Source organism: Pseudomonas sp. B392_1p (assembly GCF_052245235.1).
Lineage (GTDB): Bacteria > Pseudomonadota > Gammaproteobacteria > Pseudomonadales > Pseudomonadaceae > Serpens > Serpens gallinarum.
In genome coordinates this window covers 91,797-115,324 of record NZ_JBQPXM010000014.1, presented here as the reverse complement: position 1 = coordinate 115,324, position 23,528 = coordinate 91,797, and the positions used below count along the sequence as shown (strand labels likewise).

At 60.6% G+C, this 23,528-nt stretch carries 20 protein-coding genes; 19 read left to right on the top strand and 1 reads right to left on the bottom strand.

Going from position 1 to position 23,528, the window contains the following annotated elements; all coding sequences use genetic code 11:
• The first annotated feature begins 8 nt into the window (after window positions 1–8).
• The 19 genes from uppS to ispD all read left to right on the top strand — a co-directional run bounded on the left by uppS (window position 9) and on the right by ispD (window position 22,564).
• Window positions 9–767 (top strand): polyprenyl diphosphate synthase, encoded by a 759-nt coding sequence (uppS, locus tag ACTV8E_RS18130; RefSeq protein WP_443200397.1) that lies wholly within the window; start codon window positions 9–11, stop codon window positions 765–767.
• A complete protein-coding gene (locus ACTV8E_RS18125) occupies window positions 767–1,582 on the top strand; it encodes a phosphatidate cytidylyltransferase (protein WP_443200396.1) in 816 nt (271 codons plus the stop codon). The genes uppS and ACTV8E_RS18125 overlap by 1 nt, the downstream gene beginning before the upstream one ends.
• Complete coding sequence (gene ispC / locus ACTV8E_RS18120) at window positions 1,579–2,766, top strand: 1-deoxy-D-xylulose-5-phosphate reductoisomerase (protein WP_443200395.1); 1,188 nt, start codon at window positions 1,579–1,581, stop codon at window positions 2,764–2,766. The genes ACTV8E_RS18125 and ispC overlap by 4 nt, the downstream gene beginning before the upstream one ends.
• A 53-nt stretch (window positions 2,767–2,819) precedes the next feature.
• Window positions 2,820–4,172, top strand: a complete 1,353-nt coding sequence (gene rseP / locus ACTV8E_RS18115) for a sigma E protease regulator RseP (RefSeq protein WP_443200394.1) — start codon at window positions 2,820–2,822, stop codon at window positions 4,170–4,172.
• A 64-nt stretch (window positions 4,173–4,236) separates the two neighbouring features.
• Window positions 4,237–6,642, top strand: a complete 2,406-nt coding sequence (bamA, locus tag ACTV8E_RS18110; RefSeq protein ID WP_251837174.1) for an outer membrane protein assembly factor BamA — start codon at window positions 4,237–4,239, stop codon at window positions 6,640–6,642.
• Between the two features lie 38 nt (window positions 6,643–6,680).
• A complete protein-coding gene (locus tag ACTV8E_RS18105) occupies window positions 6,681–7,184 on the top strand; it encodes an OmpH family outer membrane protein (RefSeq protein ID WP_251837173.1) in 504 nt (167 codons plus the stop codon).
• Between the two features lie 2 nt (window positions 7,185–7,186).
• Window positions 7,187–8,245, top strand: coding sequence for a UDP-3-O-(3-hydroxymyristoyl)glucosamine N-acyltransferase (gene lpxD, locus ACTV8E_RS18100; RefSeq protein ID WP_251837172.1), 1,059 nt, complete (start codon window positions 7,187–7,189; stop codon window positions 8,243–8,245).
• Window positions 8,246–8,289: 44 nt separating this feature from the next.
• Window positions 8,290–8,730 (top strand): 3-hydroxyacyl-ACP dehydratase FabZ, encoded by a 441-nt coding sequence (gene fabZ / locus ACTV8E_RS18095; protein ID WP_251837171.1) that lies wholly within the window; start codon window positions 8,290–8,292, stop codon window positions 8,728–8,730.
• Window positions 8,727–9,503, top strand: a complete 777-nt coding sequence (gene lpxA, locus ACTV8E_RS18090) for an acyl-ACP--UDP-N-acetylglucosamine O-acyltransferase (protein ID WP_443200393.1) — start codon at window positions 8,727–8,729, stop codon at window positions 9,501–9,503. Before fabZ ends, lpxA begins: the two co-directional genes overlap by 4 nt.
• Window positions 9,504–9,507: 4 nt before the next feature.
• Entirely contained in the window at window positions 9,508–10,647 is a 1,140-nt protein-coding gene (gene lpxB, locus ACTV8E_RS18085; RefSeq protein ID WP_251837169.1) for a lipid-A-disaccharide synthase, read from the top strand.
• Entirely contained in the window at window positions 10,647–11,291 is a 645-nt protein-coding gene (gene rnhB / locus ACTV8E_RS18080; protein ID WP_443200392.1) for a ribonuclease HII, read from the top strand. The genes lpxB and rnhB overlap by 1 nt, the downstream gene beginning before the upstream one ends.
• A 146-nt stretch (window positions 11,292–11,437) precedes the next feature.
• Window positions 11,438–14,959, top strand: a complete 3,522-nt coding sequence (gene dnaE / locus ACTV8E_RS18075; RefSeq protein WP_443200391.1) for a DNA polymerase III subunit alpha — start codon at window positions 11,438–11,440, stop codon at window positions 14,957–14,959.
• A 122-nt stretch (window positions 14,960–15,081) separates the two neighbouring features.
• Complete coding sequence (locus ACTV8E_RS18070; protein ID WP_251837166.1) at window positions 15,082–16,032, top strand: acetyl-CoA carboxylase carboxyltransferase subunit alpha; 951 nt, start codon at window positions 15,082–15,084, stop codon at window positions 16,030–16,032.
• Between the two features lie 107 nt (window positions 16,033–16,139).
• A complete protein-coding gene (tilS, locus tag ACTV8E_RS18065; RefSeq protein ID WP_251837165.1) occupies window positions 16,140–17,438 on the top strand; it encodes a tRNA lysidine(34) synthetase TilS in 1,299 nt (432 codons plus the stop codon).
• Window positions 17,439–17,614: 176 nt separating this feature from the next.
• Window positions 17,615–19,246 (top strand): CTP synthase, encoded by a 1,632-nt coding sequence (locus ACTV8E_RS18060; RefSeq protein WP_443200390.1) that lies wholly within the window; start codon window positions 17,615–17,617, stop codon window positions 19,244–19,246.
• Complete coding sequence (gene kdsA / locus ACTV8E_RS18055) at window positions 19,243–20,088, top strand: 3-deoxy-8-phosphooctulonate synthase (RefSeq protein WP_443200389.1); 846 nt, start codon at window positions 19,243–19,245, stop codon at window positions 20,086–20,088. The genes ACTV8E_RS18060 and kdsA overlap by 4 nt, the downstream gene beginning before the upstream one ends.
• A gap of 44 nt (window positions 20,089–20,132) precedes the next feature.
• Window positions 20,133–21,422 carry a phosphopyruvate hydratase gene (gene eno / locus ACTV8E_RS18050; RefSeq protein WP_443200388.1) on the top strand — a complete coding sequence of 430 codons (1,290 nt, stop codon included), beginning with the start codon at window positions 20,133–20,135 and terminating at the stop codon, window positions 21,420–21,422.
• A 159-nt stretch (window positions 21,423–21,581) separates the two neighbouring features.
• Entirely contained in the window at window positions 21,582–21,863 is a 282-nt protein-coding gene (gene ftsB, locus ACTV8E_RS18045; protein WP_251837161.1) for a cell division protein FtsB, read from the top strand.
• Window positions 21,860–22,564 carry a 2-C-methyl-D-erythritol 4-phosphate cytidylyltransferase gene (ispD, locus tag ACTV8E_RS18040; protein WP_273535394.1) on the top strand — a complete coding sequence of 235 codons (705 nt, stop codon included), beginning with the start codon at window positions 21,860–21,862 and terminating at the stop codon, window positions 22,562–22,564. Before ftsB ends, ispD begins: the two co-directional genes overlap by 4 nt.
• On the opposite strand, the gene ACTV8E_RS18035 is transcribed toward ispD, so the two are convergent.
• A complete protein-coding gene (locus ACTV8E_RS18035) occupies window positions 22,515–23,462 on the bottom strand; it encodes a LysR substrate-binding domain-containing protein (RefSeq protein WP_443200387.1) in 948 nt (315 codons plus the stop codon). The genes ispD and ACTV8E_RS18035 overlap by 50 nt on opposite strands.
• Window positions 23,463–23,528 lie beyond the last annotated feature (66 nt).

Below are 23,528 nucleotides of genomic sequence, written 5' to 3'. Positions count from 1 at the left end.
GCAACCGCATGAACATGAAGAAACAGGACGCCTCGCCGGGGATTGTGCCTCGGCATGTGGCAATCATCATGGATGGGAATAACCGCTGGGCAAAGAAACGCCTGTTGCCTGGTGTCGCCGGTCACAAGGCCGGCGTAAGTGCGGTGCGTGCCGCCATTGAGGTGTGCGTCGAGTCGGGCGTCGAGGTCTTGACGCTGTTCGCCTTCTCCAGTGAAAACTGGCAGCGCCCCGCCGATGAGGTGAGTGCGCTGATGGAGCTGTTCTTGAGTGCATTGCGTCGTGAGGCGAAAAAGCTCAATGAGAACGACATCCGGCTGCGCATTATCGGTGATCGCTCGCGCTTCCATCCGGAGTTGCAGGCAGCCATGCGCGAGGCAGAAGAACTCACCGCCGGGCATCGCCGCTTCGTGCTCCAGATCGCGGCCAATTACGGCGGTCAGTGGGATATCGTTCAAGCCGTGCAGCAATTGGCTACCCAAGTGCAAGCCGGTGAGCTGCGCGCCGAGGAGATAACGGCCCCGATGTTGCAAAGCGTCCTGACCACAGGTGATCTGCCTCTGCCGGACCTGTGCATCCGCACGGGCGGCGAACATCGCATCAGCAATTTCCTGCTCTGGCAACTCGCCTATAGCGAGCTCTATTTTTCCGATCTGTACTGGCCGGATTTCAAACACGAGGCCATGCGCAAGGCGCTGGCCAATTTCGCCACTCGCCAACGCCGCTTCGGCAAGACCTGCGAGCAAGTGGCTGCGGAGTCGCATCGCTGATGTTGAAACAACGGATTATCACCGCGCTGATCTTGCTGCCCGTTGCCCTGGCAGGCTTTTTTCTGCTGGAAGGCGTTGCCTTCGCCCTGTTCATTGGGGCGGTAGTGGTACTGGGGGGATGGGAGTGGGCGCGTCTGGCAGGCCTGCACGGTCAGTCGCAGCGTCTTGCCTACGCCTTGATAGTCGCCATTTTGCTCGGTTGGCTGCACCGCTTTCCAATTCTGGCGGCGCCGGTGTTACTGCTGGGTGTTGCGTGGTGGCTGGTAGCGGTCGCCGCCGTGCTCAATTATCCACGCAGTGCGGCCGCTTGGCGGGCACTGCCGGTGCGGCTGCTGATCGGGCTATTGATTCTCTTGCCTGCCTGGCAGGGATTGATGCTGTTCAAGCAATGGCCTGAGGCCAATGGCCTCATCCTTGCCGTGATGGTGTTGGTCTGGGTTGCGGATATCGGTGCCTATTTCAGCGGGCGGCGCTTCGGCAAAAACAAATTGGCGCCGCAGGTCAGTCCTGGCAAGAGCTGGGAAGGCGTGTTCGGTGGCCTGGCAGCCAGCCTGCTGGTCACGCTGGCGGTAGGCCTGTCCCGTGACTGGTCAGGTTCTGCGCTGCTGATCGCGATAGCTGGTGCGGCGGTGGTCGTGCTGATCTCCGTTGTCGGTGATCTGACAGAAAGCATGTTCAAGCGCCAGGCTGGACTTAAGGACAGCAGCAATCTGCTCCCCGGTCACGGCGGCGTGCTGGATCGCATCGACAGCCTGACCGCAGCCATACCGGTATTCGCGGTACTGCTCTGGCTGGCCGGTTGGGGCAGCTTGTGAAACCGCAACAGATAACTGTTCTGGGTGCGACCGGTTCCATTGGCCTCAGCACCTTGGATGTCTTGGCGCGACATCCTCAACGCTACGAAGTCTTCGCCTTGACCGGTTTTTCCCGGTTGGCCGAGCTCGAGGCGTTGTGTGTGCGTCACTGCCCGCAGTTTGCAGTGGCAGCCGATGAGGCGGCTGCGCGTGAGCTTCAGTCACGTCTGCGTCTGGCTGGACTGAAAACCGACGTGCTGGCGGGTGAGGCCGGGTTGTGCGCAGTGGCTTCACATCCGGACGTGGATGCAGTGATGGCGGCGATTGTCGGTGCCGCGGGCTTGCAGCCCACGCTGGCAGCCGTCAGGGCTGGCAAGCGGGTGCTGTTGGCCAATAAGGAAGCGCTGGTAATGTCAGGCGCACTGTTCATGCAGGCGGTTCGCGAGCACAACGCTGTGTTGCTGCCGATCGACAGTGAGCACAATGCAATTTTCCAGAGCCTGCCGCGCGATTTCGGTCGTGGGCTGTCGGCTGTCGGGGTAAGGCGCATCTTGCTCACCGCGTCTGGTGGGCCGTTTCGCGAAATGCCGGTGTCGGCCTTGGCTGATGTCACCCCTGAGCAAGCCTGCAAGCATCCGAACTGGTCCATGGGGCGCAAGATCTCCGTGGATTCGGCGAGCATGATGAACAAGGGGCTTGAGTTGATCGAGGCCTGCTGGTTGTTCGACGCCCGGCCTGCGCAGGTTGAAGTGGTGATTCACCCACAGAGCGTGATTCATTCGCTGGTCGATTATGTGGATGGCTCGGTGCTGGCGCAGCTCGGAAACCCGGACATGCGAACACCTATCGCCCATGCGCTGGCCTGGCCGGAGCGGATCGATGCAGGTGTGTCGGCGTTGGATCTGTTCAAAATCGCCCGGCTGGATTTCCAGGCGCCTGACGAACAGCGTTTCCCCTGCTTGCGCCTGGCGCGCCAGGCTGCGGAAACGGGTGGCAGTGCACCGGCCATGCTTAACGCCGCCAATGAGATGGCGGTCGCGGCGTTTCTCGAACGGCGTATCCGTTTTACCGAGATCGCGACTATTATCGAGTTCGTATTGAACGCCGAAGCGGTTGTGTCGGTCGAAGCGCTGCAGGCGGTACTTCGGGCTGACAGTCGAGCCCGTGAATTGGTCCAGGGCTGGTTGCGACAGCACGGTTGTTGAATGGGCAGGAAGCGCCCAGGCATTGAAGCAGGGACTTGCTGCGGAGGATTTCGATGAGTGCTGTTTATATGATCGTGGGCACCCTGGTCGCCTTGGGCGTATTGGTGACGTTCCACGAGTTTGGCCACTTCTGGGTGGCGCGCCGCTGCGGCGTGAAAGTCCTGCGTTTTTCCGTCGGTTTCGGTACTCCACTGGTACGCTGGCATGACCGCCAGGGGACCGAGTTTGTGATTGCCGCCATTCCCCTGGGCGGCTACGTGAAGATGCTCGACGAGCGTGAAGCACCTGTGCCAGGCGCGATGCTCGAGCAAGCATTCAATCGCAAGACGGTGCGTCAGCGCATCGCCATCGTTTCTGCCGGGCCGATTGCCAACTTCCTGCTTGCCCTGCTGTTCTTCTGGCTATTGGCCATGATCGGGTCGCAGCAGGTACGTCCTGTAATCGGTCACGTGGCCCCGCACAGTCTGGCTGCCGAGGCCGGCCTACAGGCGGGCCAGGAAATTCTTGCCGTGGACGGCCGCAGTACCATCGGCTGGGGCGCAGTCAATCTGCAACTGATTCGCCGACTGGGGGAAACCGGCACGCTGGATATCCGTGTGCGCGAACCGGGTGGCAGTATCGAGCGCAACTATGCGCTGAACCTGGCGGCCTGGCAGAGGGGGGTCGAAGAGCCTGATCCGTTGTCCGCGCTGGGTGTGCGGCCCTGGCGGCCACGGGTACCTGCTGTGCTTGCGCAACTGGACCCGCAGGGGCCGGCCGTTGCGGCAGGGCTGCGCAACGGTGACACGTTGGTGGCTATCGATGACGTCAAGGTGGATGACTGGCAGCAGTTGGTTGATGCCGTGCGCCAGCGCCCCGGTCAGTCAGTCGTGTTCAGCGTGGAGCGCGATGGCCGTGTACAGCCGATCAAGGTGACGCTGGCCAGCCGTGGCGAAGAGGAGGCTCGTGTGGGCTATCTGGGTGCAGGAGCCACAGCCATCGACTGGCCAGACGATATGCTGCGCGAAATTAGTTATGGTCCCGTTGAGGCTGTTCTGCAAAGCATGCAGCGCACATGGACCATGAGCCTGCTGACCCTTGATTCACTGAAGAAAATGCTCTTCGGTGAGCTCTCGGTAAAAAACTTGAGTGGGCCGATAACGATTGCTAAAGTGGCCGGCACTTCGGCCCAGTCCGGGATAGCGGACTTCCTCAATTTTCTCGCTTATCTGAGCATTAGCCTGGGCGTTCTCAACCTGTTGCCGATCCCGGTTCTGGACGGCGGTCACCTCTTGTTCTACCTGTGCGAATGGGTACGGGGCAAACCGCTGCCGGAGCGAGTCCAGGCCTGGGGCATGCAGATAGGCATCAGTTTGGTCATTGGGGTGATGTTGCTGGCGCTGTTCAATGATTTGGGCAGGCTGTAACGCGTCGCTGAATTCCGGATCCGCCCTCGAGGCCGATCTTCATCAGTCAAATAAAAAGGACTTCATGAAACGCTTGCTACCAGCGGTGCTTGCCGCGCTCATGATCGCCGAGGTCCACGCTGACTCTTTCACCATTAACGATATCCGGGTTAATGGCCTGCAACGCGTCTCGGCCGGGAGTGTCTTCGGTGCCTTGCCGTTGAACGTGGGTGATCAGGTGGATGATCGCCGTCTGGTGGAAGCGACTCGCGAGCTGTTCAAGACCGGTTTTTTTCAGGACATCCAGCTTGGCCGTGACGGCAACGTGCTGGTGATCGATCTGGTGGAGCGCCCCTCGATCTCGGGTATCGAAATCGTCGGTAACAAGGCCATTGGCACCGACGACCTGCTCAAGGGACTGCAGCAGTCCGGACTGGCTGAAGGTGAGATTTTCCAGCGCGCCACGCTCGAGGGTGTGCGCAACGAGCTACAACGCCAATATGTGTCCCAGGGGCGTTACTCGGCTGAAATCAAGACTGAAGTCGTGCCGCAACCGCGCAACCGCGTTGCCTTGAAGATCGATATCAATGAAGGCAGTGTTGCATCCATTCGCCACATCAATATCGTCGGCAATAGCGTGTTTTCTGATGAAGAGCTGACCGATCTGTTCGAGCTCAAGACCAGCAGTTGGTCTTCATTCTTCAAGAACAACGACAAATATGCGCGGGAAAAGCTCTCCGGTGACCTGGAGCGTTTGCGTTCCTGGTACCTGGATCGCGGCTACATCAACATGGATATTTCCTCGACCCAGGTGTCCATCACGCCTGATAAGAAGCATGTTTACATCACCGTCAATATTGATGAAGGCAAGAAGTACAGCATCCGCGACGTGCGCTTGTCGGGTGATCTGAAAGTCCCGGAGTCAGAAATCCGCGCCTTGTTGCTGGTTCAGAAAGGCCAGGTGTTTTCGCGCAAGGTGATGACCACCACGTCCGAATTGCTGACCCGTCGCCTGGGCAATGAAGGTTATACCTTTGCCAACGTCAATGGAGTGCCGGAAGCTCACGATGAAGACAATACGGTCACCGTGACCTTTGTCGTCGATCCGGGCAAGCGCGCGTACGTGAATCGCATCAACTTTCGCGGCAACACCAAGACCGAGGATGAAGTGCTGCGCCGTGAGATGCGCCAGATGGAAGGCGGCTGGGCCTCGACTTATCTGATCGACCAATCCAAGACGCGTCTGGAGCGCCTGGGCTTTTTCCGCGAGGTCAACGTTGAAACTCCGCAGGTGCCTGGCACCGACGACCAGATTGATGTGAACTACAGCGTCGAGGAGCAGCCCTCGGGTTCGATCATGGCCAGCATCGGCTTCGCTCAGAACGCCGGTCTGATCCTGGGTGCCTCTATCAGCCAGAACAACTTCCTAGGTACCGGTAACCGCGTCAGCTTCGGTTTGACGCGTAGCGAGTACCAGGAGCGCTACAACTTCAGCTTCCTTGATCCGTACTGGACCGAGGACGGCGTCAGCCTGGGTTACAACGCCTTCTATCGCAAGACTGACTATGATGAGCTGGACTACAGCGTCTCCAGCTACTCGGTAAACAGTTATGGCCTGGGTATCAATTTTGGCTACCCGATCAGCGAATATTCACGTCTGAGCTACGGCTTGAGTGCGCAGCAGGACGAAATCGAAACGGGTAGCTACACGGTGGATGAAATCGTCGATTTCATCGATTCGGAAGGCGATTCCTATACCAACTACAAGGCCTCGATCGGTTGGTCGCAGTCGGCGTTGAACCGTGGCGTACTGGCTACGCGCGGACACTCACAAAGCCTCTCCGCGGAAATTACCCTGCCGGGCAGCGACCTGTCGTTCTACAAGATCGATTACCGTGGCCAGATCTTCAAGCCGCTGGGCGATCAGTACAGCCTGCGGTTCCATACGCAGCTCGGTTTTGGCGATGGTTTTGGCAATAGCGACGGATTGCCCTTCTACGAGAACTATTACGCCGGGGGCTTCAACTCGGTGCGCGGTTTCGAGGATGGCAGCTTGGGGCCGCGGAGTACGCCGAGTCTGATCACACGAGCTAACGCAGTGGCTTTTGATGCCAATGGAAATCCCTTGTACGACCAGTTTGGGCGCTTTACCGACCCGGATCAGGACCCACTACCTTTCGGTGGCAACGTGCTGATCCAAGGCGGCGTTGAGCTGCTGTTCCCCTTGCCATTCGTCAAGGACCAGCGCTCGCTGCGCACCTCGCTGTTCTGGGACGTGGGTAACGTCTTCGATACCCAGTGCAGCGCAGCGCGCGAGGCGCGTTATGAAAGTTGCGATATCGATTTCAACAACCTGGCCAGTTCGGTCGGTGTGGGGCTGACCTGGATCACCGCCATGGGGCCATTGAGCTTCAGCCTGGCCAAACCGATTAAGGAACCGGAAGACGCCGATACCCAGATCTTCCAGTTCTCCCTAGGCCAGACGTTTTAATTCCTAGCAATAGCTTGACTACTACCCTGGAGTGCACCGTGCGTAAGTTGACCCAATTGGTTGTGATCGCCACCGCCCTTCTGGCGGCGCCGGCGTTCGCTGAAATGAAGATTGCTGTTTTGAACTATCAGATGGCGCTGCTTGAATCCGATGCCGCCAAGCGCTACGCAGAGGATGCTGAAAAGAAATACGGCCCGCAGCTGAATAAGCTCAAGACCCTCGAAGGCGATGCCAAACGCATTCAGGATCGTCTGGTAAAGGAAGGCGACAAGCTGGCCACTGCCGAGCGTGAGCGTCTGGAGTTGGATTTCAAGCAGAAGGCACGGGACTTCCAGTTCCAGTCCAAGGAACTGAACGAGTCCAAGGCCGCTGCGGATCGTGACATGCTGCAGCAGCTCAAGCCGAAGCTCGACAAGGCTGTCGAAGAAGTCCTCAAGAAAGGCAATTACGATTTGGTGCTCGAACGCGGTTCGGTGGTTGAAGTGAAGCCGCAGTTCGATATCACCCGTCAAGTTATTGAGCGTATGAATCAGTTGCGTTGAATATGAAGTCTATTGTGTTCACTCTCGGCGAACTCGCCGACCGTCTGGGCGCCGCCGTACGTGGCGCCACTGACAAATCGATCTATGGCCTGGCCACCCTGCAGGATGCCGGTCCGGAGCAGCTCAGTTTCCTGGCCAACCCGCAGTATCGAAAATACCTCGCGCAGACCCAGGCTGCGGCAGTCTTGCTGACCGCCGCGGATGCCGAAGGGTACCAGGGCGATGCGCTGATCGTTGCCAATCCCTATCTCGCCTATGCCGAGCTGTCTCATCTGTTCGACCGCAAGCCCAAGGCACCGCCCGGCATCCATCCGAGTGCAGTGGTGGCCGAGGATGCGCAGATCGACCCGAGCGCCAGTATCGGCGCCTATGTGGTGATTGAAAGCGGCGCGCGTATCGGTGCTGACGTGAGTATCGGTGCGCACTGTTTCATCGGCGCACGGTCGAGTGTCGGCGAGGGCGGATGGCTTGCACCACGCGTCACCCTGTATCACGACGTGACCATTGGTCGGCGGGTGGTCATTCAGTCAGGTGCAGTGATCGGTGGCGAAGGCTTCGGTTTTGCCAATGAGAAAGGTGTCTGGCAGAAAATCGCCCAGATCGGCGGCGTAACGATCGGCGACGACGTGGAAATTGGCGCGAATACGACTATAGACCGCGGTGCCCTGGCCGATACCCAGATTGGTCTCGGTGTGAAACTCGATAACCAGATCATGATTGCCCACAACGTACAGATCGGTGACCACACAGCAATGGCCGGCTGCTGCGGCATTTCCGGCAGCACCAAGATCGGCAGTCACTGCATGATCGCGGGCGGCGTTGGCATGGTTGGGCACATTGAGGTGTGCGACAACGTGTTCGTTACCGGGATGACCATGGTGACGCGTTCGATCACCGAACCCGGCTCCTACTCCTCGGGTACGGCCATGCAGACCGCTGCGGATTGGCGCAAGAGCGCCGCGCGCATTCGCCAGCTTGATGACATGGCGCGCCGTTTGCAGCAATTGGAAAAGCGTCTGGCGGCAGTGACCCCAGACGGGGATGCCTCATCTGAAGCTTAACGTTTACTGCATCCCTTTTTTTGTTTTGTAAGGCTCTTTTATACATGATGGACATCAACGAAATTCGCGAATACCTGCCACACCGTTACCCGTTTCTGTTGGTGGATCGCGTGGTAACGCTCGATGTGGAAAACCAGAGCATTCGTGCCTACAAGAATGTCACTGTCAACGAGCCTTTTTTCAATGGTCATTTTCCCCAGCATCCGATCATGCCGGGTGTCTTGATCATCGAGGCCATGGCGCAGGCAGCCGGCCTGCTCGGTTTCAAGATGATGGATGCCAAGCCGAGCGATGGCACCCTGTATTACTTTGTTGGTTCCGACAAGCTGCGATTCCGCCAGCCGGTGGTGCCGGGTGACCAACTGATTCTCGAAGCGCGTTTTCTCAGCTCCAAGCGCGGCATCTGGAAGTTCGCCTGTGAGGCCTCGGTCGACGGCAAGCCTGTATGCTCGGCTGAAATCATTTGTGCGGAACGCAAGCTATGAGTGAAATCGACCCGCGCGCAATCATCGATCCGAGCGCCAGATTGGCCGCTGATGTGGTGGTGGGGCCCTGGTCGATTATTGGCCCGGATGTAGAAATCGGCGAGGGAACGGTCATCGGCTCCCACGTCGTGCTCAAGGGGCCAACGCGGATCGGCAAGCAGAACCGGATCTTCCAGTTTTCAACCATCGGTGAAGACACCCCGGACCTGAAATACAAGGGGGAACCGACGCGCCTGGTGATTGGCGATCACAACGTGATTCGTGAAGGTGTGACGATTCACCGTGGTACTGTCCAGGACCGCTCCGAGACCACCATCGGTGATCACAACCTGATCATGGCCTATGCGCATATCGGTCACGATTGCGTCATTGGCAACCACTGCATTCTGGTCAATAACACGGCGCTCGCCGGGCACGTGATCATGGACGACTGGGCAATTCTGTCTGGATATACCCTAGTGCATCAGTTCTGCCACATCGGTGCCCATAGCTTTTCCGGGATGGGCACTGCTATTGGCAAGGATGTGCCGGCTTTTGTCACGGTGTTTGGGAATCCGGCCGAGGCGCGCAGCATGAACTTCGAAGGCATGCGCCGCCGTGGCTTTTCCGATGAGGCCATCCAGGCCCTGCGTCGCGCCTATAAGGTGGTGTACCGCCAGGGCTTGACGGTGGAGCAGGCAATGGCCGAGCTGAGCGAGCCGGCGGCTCGCCACCCGGAAGTGGCGCTGTTTTGCGATTCGATTCGTCACTCCACCCGCGGCATTACCCGCTAAGCCCATGCGTGATAGCAAATTGCGAGTCGCGCTGGTGGCGGGTGAAGCCTCTGGCGATATTCTTGGCTCAGGCCTGATGCGGGCACTCAAGGCGCGCCATCCCGAGGTGGAGTTTATCGGGGTGGGCGGCCCGCTAATGACGCGTGAGGGGCTGGATTCTATCTTTCCCATGGAGCGTCTGGCTGTCATGGGGCTGGTCGAAGTGCTCGGCCGGCTGCCCGAACTCCTCAAGCGCCGCAAGCAATTGATTGCCGAGCTGGTCGCCGCCAAGCCCGACGTGTTCATAGGCATTGATGCGCCTGACTTCAACCTGGATGTCGAGCTGAAACTGCGTCAGGCGGGCATCAAAACGGTACATTACGTCAGTCCCTCGGTCTGGGCCTGGCGACAAAAACGCGTGCTGAAGATCCGTAAGGCCTGCGATCTGATGTTGACGCTGTTTCCCTTCGAAGCACAGTTTTATACCGAACATGATGTGCCGGTGCGCTTCGTCGGACATCCGCTGGCTGACGACATTCCCCTTGACGCCGACCGTTTGGCCGCTCGCGAGACGCTGCACCTGCCCGCCCAGGGCGCAGTGGTTGCGTTGATGCCGGGCAGTCGTGGAGGCGAGGTGGCCAAGCTGGGGACGTTGTTCCTGGATGCGGCCGAGCGCCTGCGCAGCCTGCGACCGGATGTGCATTTCGTCCTGCCCTGCGCCAATGCCGAACGGCGTGCCCAGCTGGAGAGCATGCTGGCCAGTCGTGATCTGCCGCTCAGCTTGCTCGATGGAAACTCTCACTTGGCCCTGGCGGCCTGTGATGTGGTGTTGATCGCTTCTGGTACGGCAACGCTGGAAGCCCTGCTCTACAAGCGTCCCATGGTGGTGGCCTACAAGGTGGCGCCGCTAACCTATCGGATTCTCCAGCGTCTGGTGAAAAGCCCGTATATTTCCCTACCGAATCTACTCGCCCAGCGCTTGTTGGTCCCCGAGTTGATCCAGGAGGCCGCTACGCCCGATACGCTGGCCCAGACCCTGGCGCCGCTGATCGTCGATGGCCATGCGCAAACCGATGGCTTCGATCAGATTCACCGCGCTTTGCGGCGCAATGCGTCCCGTCAGGCTGCCGAGGCGATCTTGGAGTTGGTCGGGGAGGCACGCTGATGCAACTGGGTCTGGATTTCAGCCTGGTCGAAGAACTGGTTGCCGGGGTCGATGAAGTCGGCCGCGGGCCGTTGTGTGGCCCAGTGGTGACGGCGGCGGTAATCCTTGATCCCGCGCGCCCTATCGAAGGGCTCAATGACTCCAAAAAGCTTACCGAAACTCGACGCGATGAGCTGTTTGAGGAGATTCAGGAGAAGGCGCTGGCCTGGTGCATTGCACGCGCCGAGGTGGATGAGATTGATCGCCTCAATATCCTGCACGCCACCATGCTGGCCATGCAGCGAGCTGTGGAAGGCCTGTCGGTCACGCCGAAACTGGCGCTGATCGACGGCAATCGCTGCCCGAAACTGGCGGTGCCCAGCGCACCGGTGGTCCAAGGCGATGCCAGTGTGCCAGCAATCGCTGCAGCCTCGATTCTTGCCAAGGTCAGCCGTGATCGGGAACTGCAGGCGCTGGATCTGATTTATCCGGGCTACGGCCTGGCGAGCCACAAAGGCTATCCCACCCCAGGCCACCTCGAAGCCTTGCAACGCCTCGGTCCGACGATCATTCATCGACGCTCCTTTGCGCCGGTGCGCAATCTACTGGAATTGCGTGAGGAGGCGATCGTCACGGTCATGGCAGAGAGCGTACTGGCGCCCTAACGCCCGCGTCGCCACGAGCTTTATCCGGAGTCTTGGCGGCACCGTGACGCGCTGTGCACATGGTCCGCTTTTCGGGCAGGCTGCGCCTTGCAGTCTGTGCTTTCCGTTACAATCCCCCGCTTGTCGTCGTCATCGTAAGGTCGTCCATGCCTGTTTCCTTCGTTCACCTGCGCCTGCACACCGAGTTTTCCCTGGTCGACGGACTGGTGCGGGTCAAGCCGCTGGTCAAGGCGGCGGCCGGGGCGGGGATGCCCGCAGTGGCGGTCACCGATCAGAGCAACATGTGCTCGCTGGTGAAGTTCTACAAGGCCGCCCAAGGGGCTGGAATCAAGCCGATCTGCGGGGCCGATATCTGGCTGGCCGGACGCGACGAGGACGGCCCGCTCACCCGTATGACGCTGCTGGTCATGGATGCCAAAGGTTATCGCAACCTGACAGAGCTGGTTTCGCGCGGCTGGACAGAAGGGCAGCGCAATGAGCAGATCATTATTGAGCGTGCGTGGGTCAAGGATGCCGCGGATGGGTTGATTGCCCTGTCCGGCGCCAAGGAAGGGGAGATTGGCCAGGCGTTGCTCAACGGGGACGAAGCCTTTGCCGCCGCCTTGCTCGCGGAATGGCAGGCGGTGTTCCCGCAGCGCTTCTACCTCGAAGTGCAGCGCACCAACCGGGTCAACGACGAAGAATACCTGCACGCTGCGGTGGCCTTGGCGGACCGCTGCGGTGCGCCGCTGGTGGCGACCAACGATGTGCGCTTCCTCTACCAGGAGGATTTCGCCGCCCACGAAACCCGCGTGTGCATTGGTGAAGGCCGTACGCTGGACGACCCGCGGCGACCGCGCACCTATTCCGACCAGCAATACCTGAAAAGCCCCGAGGAAATGTGGGAGCTGTTTTCGGACCTGCCCGAAGCGCTGGAAAACACCGTTGAGATTGCCAAGCGCTGCAACATCGATGTGCAGCTGGGCACGCACTTCCTGCCGGACTTCCCTGTACCGGAAGGCATGACCATCGGCGATTACCTGCGCCATGTGTCCTACGAGGGGCTGGAAGAACGCCTGGCGGTGCTGCTGCCGCCGGAGACCCCGGATTACGCGGCGAAGAAGCAAGTCTATATCGACCGTCTGGAGTTCGAGCTGGGCACCATCATCCAGATGGGCTTCCCCGGCTACTTCCTGATCGTGATGGACTTCATCAAATGGGCGAAGAACAACGGCGTGCCGGTTGGTCCCGGCCGTGGGTCGGGTGCGGGCAGCCTGGTCGCCTACGTGCTGAAGATCACCGACCTCGACCCGCTGGCCTACGACCTGCTGTTCGAGCGATTCCTCAATCCGGAACGGGTATCCATGCCCGACTTCGACGTCGACTTCTGCATGGACGGTCGCGACCGGGTGATTGAGTACGTGGCCGATGCCTATGGCCGCAACGCCGTGAGCCAGATCATCACGTTCGGCACCATGGCCGCCAAGGCGGTGGTGCGCGACGTGGCGCGCGCCCAGGGCAAGTCCTATGGCCTGGCTGATCGACTGTCGAAGATGATTCCCTTCGAAGTCGGCATGACCCTGGAAAAAGCCTATGAGATGGAAGAGCCGCTGCGCGATTTCCTCAAGGTGGACGAGGAAGCGGCGGAAATCTGGGAAATGTCGCTCAAGCTCGAGGGCATTACCCGGGGCACTGGCAAGCACGCCGGGGGGGTGGTCATCGCGCCGACCAAACTCACCGATTTTTCACCGATTGCCTGCGATGCCGAAGGCGGCGGGCTGGTCACCCAGTTCGACAAGGACGACGTGGAGTCCGCGGGCCTGGTCAAGTTCGACTTCCTCGGCCTGCGCACGCTGACCATCATCAAATGGGCGATGGAGACGATCAACCGCGAACAGGCCAAGCAGGGTCTGGAGCCGCTGAACATCGACTTCATCCCGCTGGATGACAAGAAAACCTTCGAGATGCTGCAGAAGGCCGAAACCACGGCCGTGTTTCAGCTCGAATCGCGCGGCATGAAGGAGCTGATCAAGAAGCTCAAGCCGGACTGCCTGGAAGACATGATTGCCTTGGTGGCACTGTTCCGCCCCGGCCCGCTGCAGTCGGGCATGGTGGATGACTTCATCAACCGTAAACACGGTCGCGAAGCCATTTCCTATCCGCATCAGGACTATCAGTACGCGGGGCTGGAGCCGGTGCTCAAGCCGACCTACGGCATCATCCTGTATCAGGAACAGGTGATGCAGATCGCCCAGGTCATGGCCGGCTATACCCTCGGCGGCGCCGACATGCTGCGCCGCGCCATGGGCAAGAAAAAGCCCGAGGAGATGGCCAAGCAGCGCGGCGGCTTTATCGAAGGTTGCGCCAATAACGGCATCGACGCCGAGTTGGCAGGCAACATCTTCGATCTGGTGGAGAAATTCGCCGGTTATGGCTTCAACAAATCGCACTCGGCGGCCTACGGTCTGGTGTCTTACCAAACGGCCTGGCTGAAAGCCCATTACCCGGCGCCGTTCATGGCTGCCGTGCTGTCAGCGGATATGCACAACACCGACAAGGTGGTGACGCTGATCGAAGAATGCCGGCACATGAAGCTGCGCATCGACGCGCCAGATGTGAACCACTCCGAATTCAAGTTCACTGTCGGTGATGATGGCCGCATCATCTATGGCCTGGGAGCGATCAAGGGCGTTGGCGAGGGTCCGGTGGAAGCGATTGCTGAATGCCGTGCGGCGGGTGGTGCTTTCAAGGACCTGTTCGACTTCTGCGCACGGATAGACCTCAAGCGCATCAACAAACGCACCTTGGAAGCCCTGGTTCGCAGTGGCGCATTGGATCGCCTGGGGCCGTTTTTCTCGGCCGACCCCAAATCCTATCAGGCGGGTGTGGACCGCAACCGTGCGGTATTGATGGCGGCCATGGAGGAAGCCATCCACGCCGCTGAGCAAACCGCGCGCAGCCTCGACAGTGGTCATATGGACCTGTTCGGTGGCCTGTTCGCCGAGCCCGAGGCGGACGTCTATGCCAATCACCGCGCTGCGAAAGAGCTGTCGCTCAAGGAACGCTTGCGCGGTGAGAAGGAAACCCTGGGGTTGTATCTGACCGGTCACCCGATCGATGAATACGAAGGGGAGGTTCGTCGTTTCGCCCGTCAGCGGATTGTCGAGCTGAAGCCGGCCCGCGACACCCAGACCGTTGCCGGACTGATCGTCAACCTGCGCGTGATGAAGAATAAGAAGGGCGACAAGATGGGGTTCATTACCCTGGATGACCGTTCGGGACGTATTGAAGCCTCGTTGTTCGCCGATGCCTTCGCCAGTAACCAGGCCTTGTTGCAGACCGATACCCTGGTGGTGGTGGAGGGCGAGGTCAGCAATGACGACTTCTCCGGCGGGTTGCGCTTGCGCGCCAAGCGGGTCATGAGCCTGGAAGAGGCGCGCACCGGTCTGGCCGAGAGCCTGCGGCTCAAGGTGACGACCGAAGCGCTGCACGGCCATCGCTTGCGCTGGCTGGCCGATGTGTGCGGCCGCAATCGCGGTGCTTGCCCGATAACCGTTGAGTACACCGGCAGTCAGGCACGCGCCTTGCTAGAGTTCGGCCCGGACTGGCGGATCGACCCGACCGACAACTTGATTCAAGCGTTGCGTGACCAGTTCGGGCGCGACAACGTCTTCCTGCACTACCGCTAGCAAGCGGCGCTTACTAAGCGTACGCATGCCAGCCTCGACCGTGGGCGCCTGATCCCGTAAGGTAAGGCGCCATATCGAATAGCCGCCCGGCCGCTTGGCCGTCGAAACAAGACGGATGATTTATGAACCCGAATTTCCTGGATTTCGAACAGCCGATCGCCGACCTACAGGCCAAGATCGAAGAACTGCGCTTGGTGGGCAATGACAACGCGCTGAATATTGGCGATGAAATTGCTCGCCTGCAGGATAAGAGCCATGCGCTTACCGAAAGCATCTTCGGCAACCTGACCAGCTGGCAGATCGCGCAACTGGCTCGTCATCCGAAACGCCCCTATACCCTCGATTACGTCGAGCACCTGTTCACCGAGTTCGATGAACTGCATGGCGATCGCCATTTCTCCGATGACCCGGCCCTGGTCGGTGGCGTTGCTCGCCTGGACGACAAGCCGGTAATGGTTATTGGCCATCAGAAAGGCCGCGATGTACGCGAGAAGGTGCGCCGCAACTTCGGCATGCCGCGCCCTGAAGGCTACCGCAAAGCCTGCCGCCTGATGGAAATGGCCGAGCGCTTCAAGATGCCGATCCTGACGTTCATCGATACCCCGGGTGCCTATCCGGGCATCGATGCCGAAGAACGCGGCCAGAGCGAAGCGATTGCCTGGAACCTGCGCGTCATGGCTCGCCTGAAAACCCCGATCATCGCGACCGTAGTGGGTGAGGGCGGTTCCGGCGGAGCACTGGCCATCGGCGTGTGCGACAACCTCAACATGCTGCAGTATTCCACCTACGCGGTTATTTCCCCGGAAGGTTGTGCCTCGATTCTCTGGCGTACCGCCGAAAAGGCCCCGGAGGCGGCTGAAGCCATGGGCATCACCGCCGAGCGCTTACGCGATCTGGGTATCGTGGACGAGGTGATCAAGGAGCCGCTGGGCGGCGCCCACCGCAACCCGGCCGCCATGGCGCAAAGCCTGCGCGCCAGCCTCATTGCGCAACTGGACATGCTGCAGGGATTGGATACAGATGCTTTGCTGGCGCGCCGTTACGAGCGTTTGATGAGCTACGGTATCGCCTGAAGCCCGTTTTAGAATCAAGGTGGGTCGTGCTCTATCGATCCATCGCGGGGCCTTGGAGTTGACCCTTCAGGCGCCCCAGCTTTTACCAGCCGTTTGAGGCTGCGCCTATGTCGCTTGAATCCCGCCTGCTCGACATACTGTCGCCTTGGTGCAATGCGCCGGCCTGGCGCGTGGCGTTTTCTGGCGGCCTGGATTCCACTGTGCTGTTGCATCTGCTGGCTCGCCTGAATCGGCAGCATGCGCTCCCGCCACTGACTGCCATCCATATCCACCACGGTCTGCAACCGGTGGCCGACGCCTGGCCGGAACATTGCCAGGCGTTCTGCGCGCAGCTGAGAGTGCCGTTGCAAGTTGTCAGGGTGGAGGTCCCGCCCGGCGCCAGCATTGAGCAGGCGGCGCGCCGGGCGCGCTATGGGGCGCTCGCAACCGGCCTGGGTGAAGGCGAGGTGGTGGTCACTGCCCAGCACCGCGACGATCAGGCCGAAACCCTGTTGTTCCGCCTACTGCGGGGAGCTGGGGTACGTGGCCTGGCCGCCATGCCGACCAGTCGTGCCTTGGGACGTGGCCAGTTGGTGAGGCCACTCTTGAGCGTGTCGCGTGCCGAACTGGAACATTATGCTCGCGAACATGAATTGTCCTGGGTCGAGGACCCGTCCAACCGTGACACGGCGTACGCCCGCAATTTTCTGCGCCATGACGTCTGGCCAGTGCTTACCCAGCAATGGCCGCAGGCTGCGCAGAGTCTGGCGCGCAGCGCGATGCACATGGCAGAAGCGCAGCAATTGCTGGGCGAGCTGGCGATGCAGGATCTGGCACCGGCCAGCACGCCGGCGCCCTTTGCCTGGCTGGCTCTACCGTCACTGAGCCTGGCGCCGCTTCTGCAGCTGTCCGATGCCCGCCAACGTAACGCTTTGCGCCATTGGCTGGCGCCGCTGACCCGACTGCCTGACACCGACCATTGGGCGGGTTGGCGCAGTCTGCGCGAAGCTGCTGACGATGCGATGCCGCTCTGGCGTCTCGCCGATGGCGAGCTGCGTCGGGCCGAAGGGCGGCTGTGGTGGTTGAGCGGCGACTGGTTGACTGAGCCGGTCGCGCTGCCGCCGTTTGCCGGGACGACGCCCGTGGTCTTGCCGGGCAATGGTGCGGTCCATTGGTCAGGTGAATTACCGGGCGGCGCATTGCGTCTAGCGTATCGGCGCGGTGGCGAACGCATCCACTTGTCGGGACGCGGGCGGCGTGATCTCAAACGTTTGCTCAACGAAAGCAATATTCCGGCCTTCGTGCGCAACCGTTTGCCACTGCTCTACCAAGGGGAAGAGTTGCTTGCCGTAGGCAATTTGCCGCAGTGGCGGCCCGAAGCCGCAGGGACGGGCGAATTGATTTGGCACGCGCCCGATTGGCGATGATCGAGGTTTGAGCTGCCAAACCGATTCGGGTAGACTGCGCTCCCGTCTTACTACAGCTTCTGCGCGGATCCCTTCGGGAGCCCGTGGGAGTTGGCTATTGTTGCATTTGTACGCAATTGCTCCTTCGCTATCCCCGGCGGCGCCGGCCGCTTAAACGCAGACTTCTAGGGTTTTACATGACGCGCTACATCTTCGTCACGGGTGGTGTTGTTTCTTCTTTGGGGAAAGGCATCGCTTCGGCTTCATTGGCAGCCATCCTGGAGGCGCGGGGCCTGAAGGTCACCATGCTCAAGCTGGATCCGTACATCAACGTCGATCCTGGCACCATGAGCCCGTTCCAACACGGTGAGGTGTTCGTCACCCACGACGGCGCCGAGACCGACCTGGACTTGGGTCACTACGAGCGGTTCATTCGCACCCGCATGACCCAGAACAATAACTTCACCACCGGTCGCGTCTACGAAGACGTGCTGCGCCGCGAGCGCCGGGGTGATTATCTGGGCGCCACCATCCAGGTCATTCCGCACATCACCGACGAGATCAAGCGCCGGGTCATCAAGGGCGCCGGCGATGCCGACGTGGCCCTGGTAGAAATCGGCGGGACTGTGGGCGATATCGAGTCGCAGCCGTTCCTGGAAGCGATCCGCCAGCTGCGTGTGGAAGTAGGCGCCAAGCGCGCCATGCTGATGCACCTGACGCTGGTTCCCTACATCGCCACCGCCGGCGAGACCAAGACCAAGCCGACCCAGCACTCGGTGAAGGAGTTGCGCTCCATCGGTCTTCAGCCCGACGTACTGGTCTGCCGCTCCGAGAAGACCATCGACGTGTCCTCGCGACGCAAGATCGCCCTGTTCACCAACGTTGAAGAGCGTGCGGTGATCAGCCTGCCGGACGCCGACACCATTTACCGTATTCCGGGCATCCTGCATGCCCAGGGCCTGGACGACTATGTCCTCGAGCGCTTCGGCCTGGACTGCGACGGTGCCGATCTGTCCGCGTGGGAGCGCGTGGTCGATGCCAAGCTGAACCCGGAAAAAGAAGTCACCATTGCCATGGTCGGTAAGTACATGGAACTGCTGGATGCCTACAAATCGCTGATCGAGGCGATGAGTCATGCCGGCATCCAGAGCCGTACCAAGGTTACCCTGCGCTATATCGACTCCGAAGACATCGAGAACCAGGGCACCGGCCTGCTGGAAGGCGTGGATGCCATCCTGGTTCCGGGCGGCTTTGGACTGCGCGGCGTGGAAGGCAAGATCGCCACCGTTCAATACGCCCGTGAGAACAAGATTCCTTATCTGGGCATCTGCCTGGGCATGCAGGTGGCCGTCATTGAGTACGCCCGCAACGTGCTGGGCTGGACCGATGCCAACTCCACCGAGTTCGACAAGGCCAGCGCCCATCCGGTGGTCGGCCTGATCACCGAGTGGCAGGACGCAACCGGCGCCGTGGAAACCCGCACAGACGCCTCCGACCTGGGCGGCACCATGCGCCTGGGTGCTCAGGAGTGTCGTCTGGAACAAGGCTCCAAGGTGCGCGAAGCCTACGGTGCCGAGGTGATTGAAGAGCGTCACCGCCACCGTTACGAGGTCAACAACAACCTTCTGCCGCAGTTGCTGGAGGGTGGTCTCAACATTACCGGCCGCTCCCTGGATGGCGCGCTGGTGGAAGTAGTCGAAGCACCGAACCACCCGTGGTTCGTGGCCTGCCAGTTCCATCCGGAATTCACCTCCACCCCGCGTGACGGTCACCCGCTGTTCAGTGGTTTCGTCAATGCGGCTCTGGACTACAAGGCTCAGAAGGCATGACCCAGAAGATCATCCGCGTCGGTAACATCGAGATCGCCAACGACAAGCCGTTCGTACTGTTCGGCGGCATCAACGTCATCGAGTCCCGTGATCTGGCCATGCGTGCCTGTGAAGAATACGTACGGGTGACCGACAAGCTCGGCATCCCCTACGTGTTCAAGGCCAGCTTCGACAAGGCCAACCGCTCGTCGATCACCTCCTTCCGCGGCCCCGGCCTGGAAGAAGGCATGAAAATCTTCGAAGAGGTGAAGAAAACCTTCGGCGTGCCGGTGATCACCGATGTGCATGAGCCCTATCAGGCCCAGCCAGTGGCTGAGGTCTGCGACATTATCCAGCTGCCGGCCTTCCTGTCCCGCCAGACCGATCTGGTGGTGGCCATGGCCAAGACCGGCGCGGTGATCAATATCAAGAAAGCCCAGTTCCTCGCGCCCCAGGAAATGAAGCACATCCTGAATAAGTGCGAAGAGGCCGGCAACGACCAGTTGATTCTCTGCGAGCGGGGTTCTTCCTTCGGGTACAACAACCTGGTGGTGGACATGCTCGGCTTCGGCATCATGAAGCAGTTCGAGTACCCGGTATTCTTCGACGTCACCCATGCCCTGCAGATGCCGGGCGGTCGCGCCGATTCCGCCGGCGGGCGCCGCGCCCAGGTGACAGACCTGGCCAAGGCCGGTCTGTCCCAGAGCCTGGCCGGGCTGTTCCTAGAGGCCCATCCGGATCCGGATAACGCCAAGTGCGACGGTCCCTGCGCCTTGCGCCTGGACAAGCTGGAGCCTTTCCTTACCCAGCTCAAGCAACTGGATGACCTGGTCAAGCAATTCCCCGTTATCGAGACCGCCTGAGGCATTGCCTCGGGCTTTACTCAACCTTTGGAGCAATAACGAGCATGGCAAAAATCGTCGACATTAAGGGCCGTGAGGTTCTGGACTCCCGCGGTAATCCGACCGTGGAAGCCGACGTGGTTCTCGACAACGGCATCGTGGGCAGTGCCTGTGCACCGTCCGGCGCCTCCACCGGTTCGCGCGAAGCGCTGGAACTGCGTGATGGCGACAAGAGCCGTTACCTGGGCAAGGGTGTGCTGAAGGCCGTGGCCAACATCAATGGCCCGATCCGCTCCCTGTTGCTGGGCAAGAACCCCATCGACCAGGCAGCCCTCGACCGGGCCATGATCGAACTCGACGGCACCGAGAACAAGGCCAAGCTGGGCGCCAACGCCATCCTCGCCGTATCCCTGGCCGCTGCCAAGGCTGCTGCCCAGGATCAGGACCTGCCGCTCTACGCGCACATCGCCAACCTGAACGGCACGCCCGGCCAGTACTCCATGCCGGTGCCGATGATGAACATCATCAACGGTGGCGAGCATGCCGACAACAACGTCGACATTCAGGAGTTCATGGTTCAGCCGGTCGGCGCCAAGACCTTCTCCGACGCGCTGCGCATGGGCACGGAAATCTTTCATCACCTCAAGGCTGTGCTCAAGGCACGTGGCCTGAGCACTTCCGTCGGTGACGAAGGTGGCTTTGCGCCGAACCTGGCGTCCAACGAAGATGCCCTGGCGGCCATCGCCGAAGCCGTCGCCAATGCCGGCTACACGCTTGGTAACGACGTGACCCTGGCACTGGACTGCGCTTCCAGCGAGTTTTACGAAGACGGCACCTACGACCTGGCCGGCGAAGGCAAGAAGTTCGACGCCGCCGGTTTCGCCGATTACCTCGCCGACCTGAGCCAGCGCTACCCGATCATTTCCATCGAAGATGGCATGGACGAGTCCGACTGGGCGGGCTGGAAGGTGTTGACCGACAAGATCGGTGAGAAGGTACAACTGGTCGGTGACGACCTGTTCGTGACCAACACCAAGATTCTCAAGGAAGGCATCGACAAGGGCATCGGCAACTCGATCCTGATCAAGTTCAACCAGATTGGCTCGCTGACCGAGACCCTGGAAGCCATCCAGATGGCCAAGGCCGCCGGTTACACCGCGGTAATTTCCCACCGTTCGGGTGAAACCGAGGACAGCACCATTGCCGACCTGGCCGTAGGCACTGCCGCCGGTCAGATCAAGACCGGCTCCCTGTGCCGTTCCGACCGCGTCTCCAAGTACAACCAGCTGCTGCGCATTGAAGAGCAGTTGGGCGGCAAGGCGCCCTACAAGGGTCGTGCTGAGTTCCGCGGCTGATTTGGCAACCGGTATAAAAGAGGGCAGCGCAAGCTGCCCTTTTTTATCCAGATCACAACGGGGACTGGTCTTTTGCCGTGCGCAAAGGCTAAGTTAGCCCCGTTCCACTTGCAGCCGCTGGTGGCTGTACTTCCGGTACCCCGCGATCCTGGACCCGTTATGTCGAAACCACCGTTCTGGTTGTTTGCCCTGCTCGTGCTGATGCTCGGCGCGTTGCAATATCGTCTGTGGATGGGGGATGGCGGCTTTGCGGAAATCAATGAGTTAAACCAGCAGATCGCGACCCAGCAAAACGAGAATGAGCGCTTGCTGGAACGCAATCGCATTCTCGAAGCTGAAGTGCTGGAACTCAAACGAGGCCTGGAAACCGTTGAAGAGCGGGCCCGACACGAACTTGGCATGGTGAAAGAGGGCGAAACCCTTTTTCAGCTCACAGAATGACTGATTTGAAGTTGCCGGCCTTCTGGGCCGTGATTCCGGCTGCCGGTGTCGGCAGTCGCATGCGGGCCGATCGGCCCAAGCAGTACCTGACGCTGGCCGGGCGGAGCATTCTCGAGCACACCCTGGAATGCTTTCTCGATCATCCGCACTTGTTGGGGCTGGTGCTCAGCCTGGCGGCGGACGATCCCTACTGGCCCCAGCTACCTTGTGCCCAGGACCCACGCATTCAGCGCGCCAGCGGCGGTGCCGAACGCGTTGACTCGGTGTTCAATGCCTTGCTGCGCCTGGAAGAGCTGGGCGCGCAAGCCGATGACTGGGTGCTGGTCCACGATGCCGCGCGACCCAACCTAGCACGCGCCGATCTGGACAATCTGCTCGGCGCGCTGGCCAACGATCCGGTGGGCGGTTTGCTCGCCGTACCGGCGCGCGATACCTTGAAGCGGGCCGGCGAGGATGGACGAGTTCGCGAGACCATCGACCGTTCCGTGGTCTGGCAAGCCTATACCCCGCAGATGTTTCGCCTCGGTGCCTTGCAGCATGCACTGGCCGATGCACAGGTCGCTGGCGTGGCGGTCACCGACGAGGCCTCGGCGATGGAGTGGGCCGGGCAGGCGCCACGCCTGATCGAGGGGCGTGCCGACAACCTCAAGATTACCCGCCCGGAAGATCTGCAGTGGCTGGCGCAGCGCTGGAAGCAGTGAGAATGCCTTCCGGCGAGCGCTCGGCATCCTGCCTCAGCCCGCTTTTCAGTAAGTCAATCAACAGGCGCACTTTGGCTGACAGGAGGCGTCTTTGTGGGTACACCGCCCAAACCGCGCTGTGGGGTGGCTGGTTGGCTTCCAGTAACGAGACCAGTTCGCCCCGCCGCAAAGGTGCACGCACGTAATAGTCCGGCAATTGGCACAGGCCGAAGCCGCGCAGCGCGGCGTCCAGCACCGCCTCGCCACTGTTGCAACGCCAATTGCCCTGCGGCTTGAAGGGATGCTCGCGACCGTCCTGCTCGAACAGCCAGGTGTCGCCGGTACCCACCAGGCAATTGTGCCGGGTCAGCTCCGACAGACTGTGCGGCCGGCCATAGCGTTCCAGGTAAGCCGGCGCGGCGCACAGGTACATGGCACGCGGAGCGAGTCGCGTGGCGACCAGGCTGGAGTCGTTCAGTCGGCCCAGGCGAATGGCCAGATCGAAGCCTTCCTGCACCAGATCCAGGGTACGGTTGGTCAGCTCGATTTCCACGCGCAGCTTGGGATGACGTTCCATGAACTGATTGACCAGCGGCACGATAAAGCGCTCGCCGTAGGTCACCGCGCAGGTCATGCGCAGTAATCCGCTGGGCACGCTTTGCAATTCGCCGAGGGCATTGATCGCCTCATCGCGTTCTTCGATCAGCCGCTGGCAACGGCTCAAAAAAGTCTGCCCGGCTTCGGTCAGCGAAACCCGCCGCGTCGTGCGGTAGAGCAGCCGGGTCTGCAGGCGTTCTTCCAGGCGCGCAACCTGGCGGCTGACCTGTGAGGATGACAGGCGCAACCGCTCGGCTGCGCGTAAGAAACTCCCGCATTCTGCAACCGCGACGAATTCATCCAAGCCATCCCAGCGGCTCACGAGCAAGCTTCCTTCATGGATAATCCCTGTATGGCAATAATGTATTCCTGAATTGCAGATTATCCC

Coding starts and splice junctions, on each gene's coding strand:
- ACTV8E_RS18125 (WP_443200396.1), top strand. CDS start 767: ATGTTGAAACAACGGATTATCACCGCGCTGATCTTGCTGCCCGTTGCC.
- ACTV8E_RS18060 (WP_443200390.1), top strand. CDS start 17,615: ATGACGCGCTACATCTTCGTCACGGGTGGTGTTGTTTCTTCTTTGGGG.
- eno (WP_443200388.1), top strand. CDS start 20,133: ATGGCAAAAATCGTCGACATTAAGGGCCGTGAGGTTCTGGACTCCCGC.
- uppS (WP_443200397.1), top strand. CDS start 9: ATGAACATGAAGAAACAGGACGCCTCGCCGGGGATTGTGCCTCGGCAT.
- rnhB (WP_443200392.1), top strand. CDS start 10,647: ATGCAACTGGGTCTGGATTTCAGCCTGGTCGAAGAACTGGTTGCCGGG.
- lpxB (WP_251837169.1), top strand. CDS start 9,508: ATGCGTGATAGCAAATTGCGAGTCGCGCTGGTGGCGGGTGAAGCCTCT.
- kdsA (WP_443200389.1), top strand. CDS start 19,243: ATGACCCAGAAGATCATCCGCGTCGGTAACATCGAGATCGCCAACGAC.
- bamA (WP_251837174.1), top strand. CDS start 4,237: ATGAAACGCTTGCTACCAGCGGTGCTTGCCGCGCTCATGATCGCCGAG.
- lpxD (WP_251837172.1), top strand. CDS start 7,187: ATGAAGTCTATTGTGTTCACTCTCGGCGAACTCGCCGACCGTCTGGGC.
- fabZ (WP_251837171.1), top strand. CDS start 8,290: ATGATGGACATCAACGAAATTCGCGAATACCTGCCACACCGTTACCCG.
- ACTV8E_RS18070 (WP_251837166.1), top strand. CDS start 15,082: ATGAACCCGAATTTCCTGGATTTCGAACAGCCGATCGCCGACCTACAG.
- tilS (WP_251837165.1), top strand. CDS start 16,140: ATGTCGCTTGAATCCCGCCTGCTCGACATACTGTCGCCTTGGTGCAAT.
- ftsB (WP_251837161.1), top strand. CDS start 21,582: ATGTCGAAACCACCGTTCTGGTTGTTTGCCCTGCTCGTGCTGATGCTC.
- ispD (WP_273535394.1), top strand. CDS start 21,860: ATGACTGATTTGAAGTTGCCGGCCTTCTGGGCCGTGATTCCGGCTGCC.
- rseP (WP_443200394.1), top strand. CDS start 2,820: ATGAGTGCTGTTTATATGATCGTGGGCACCCTGGTCGCCTTGGGCGTA.
- dnaE (WP_443200391.1), top strand. CDS start 11,438: ATGCCTGTTTCCTTCGTTCACCTGCGCCTGCACACCGAGTTTTCCCTG.
- lpxA (WP_443200393.1), top strand. CDS start 8,727: ATGAGTGAAATCGACCCGCGCGCAATCATCGATCCGAGCGCCAGATTG.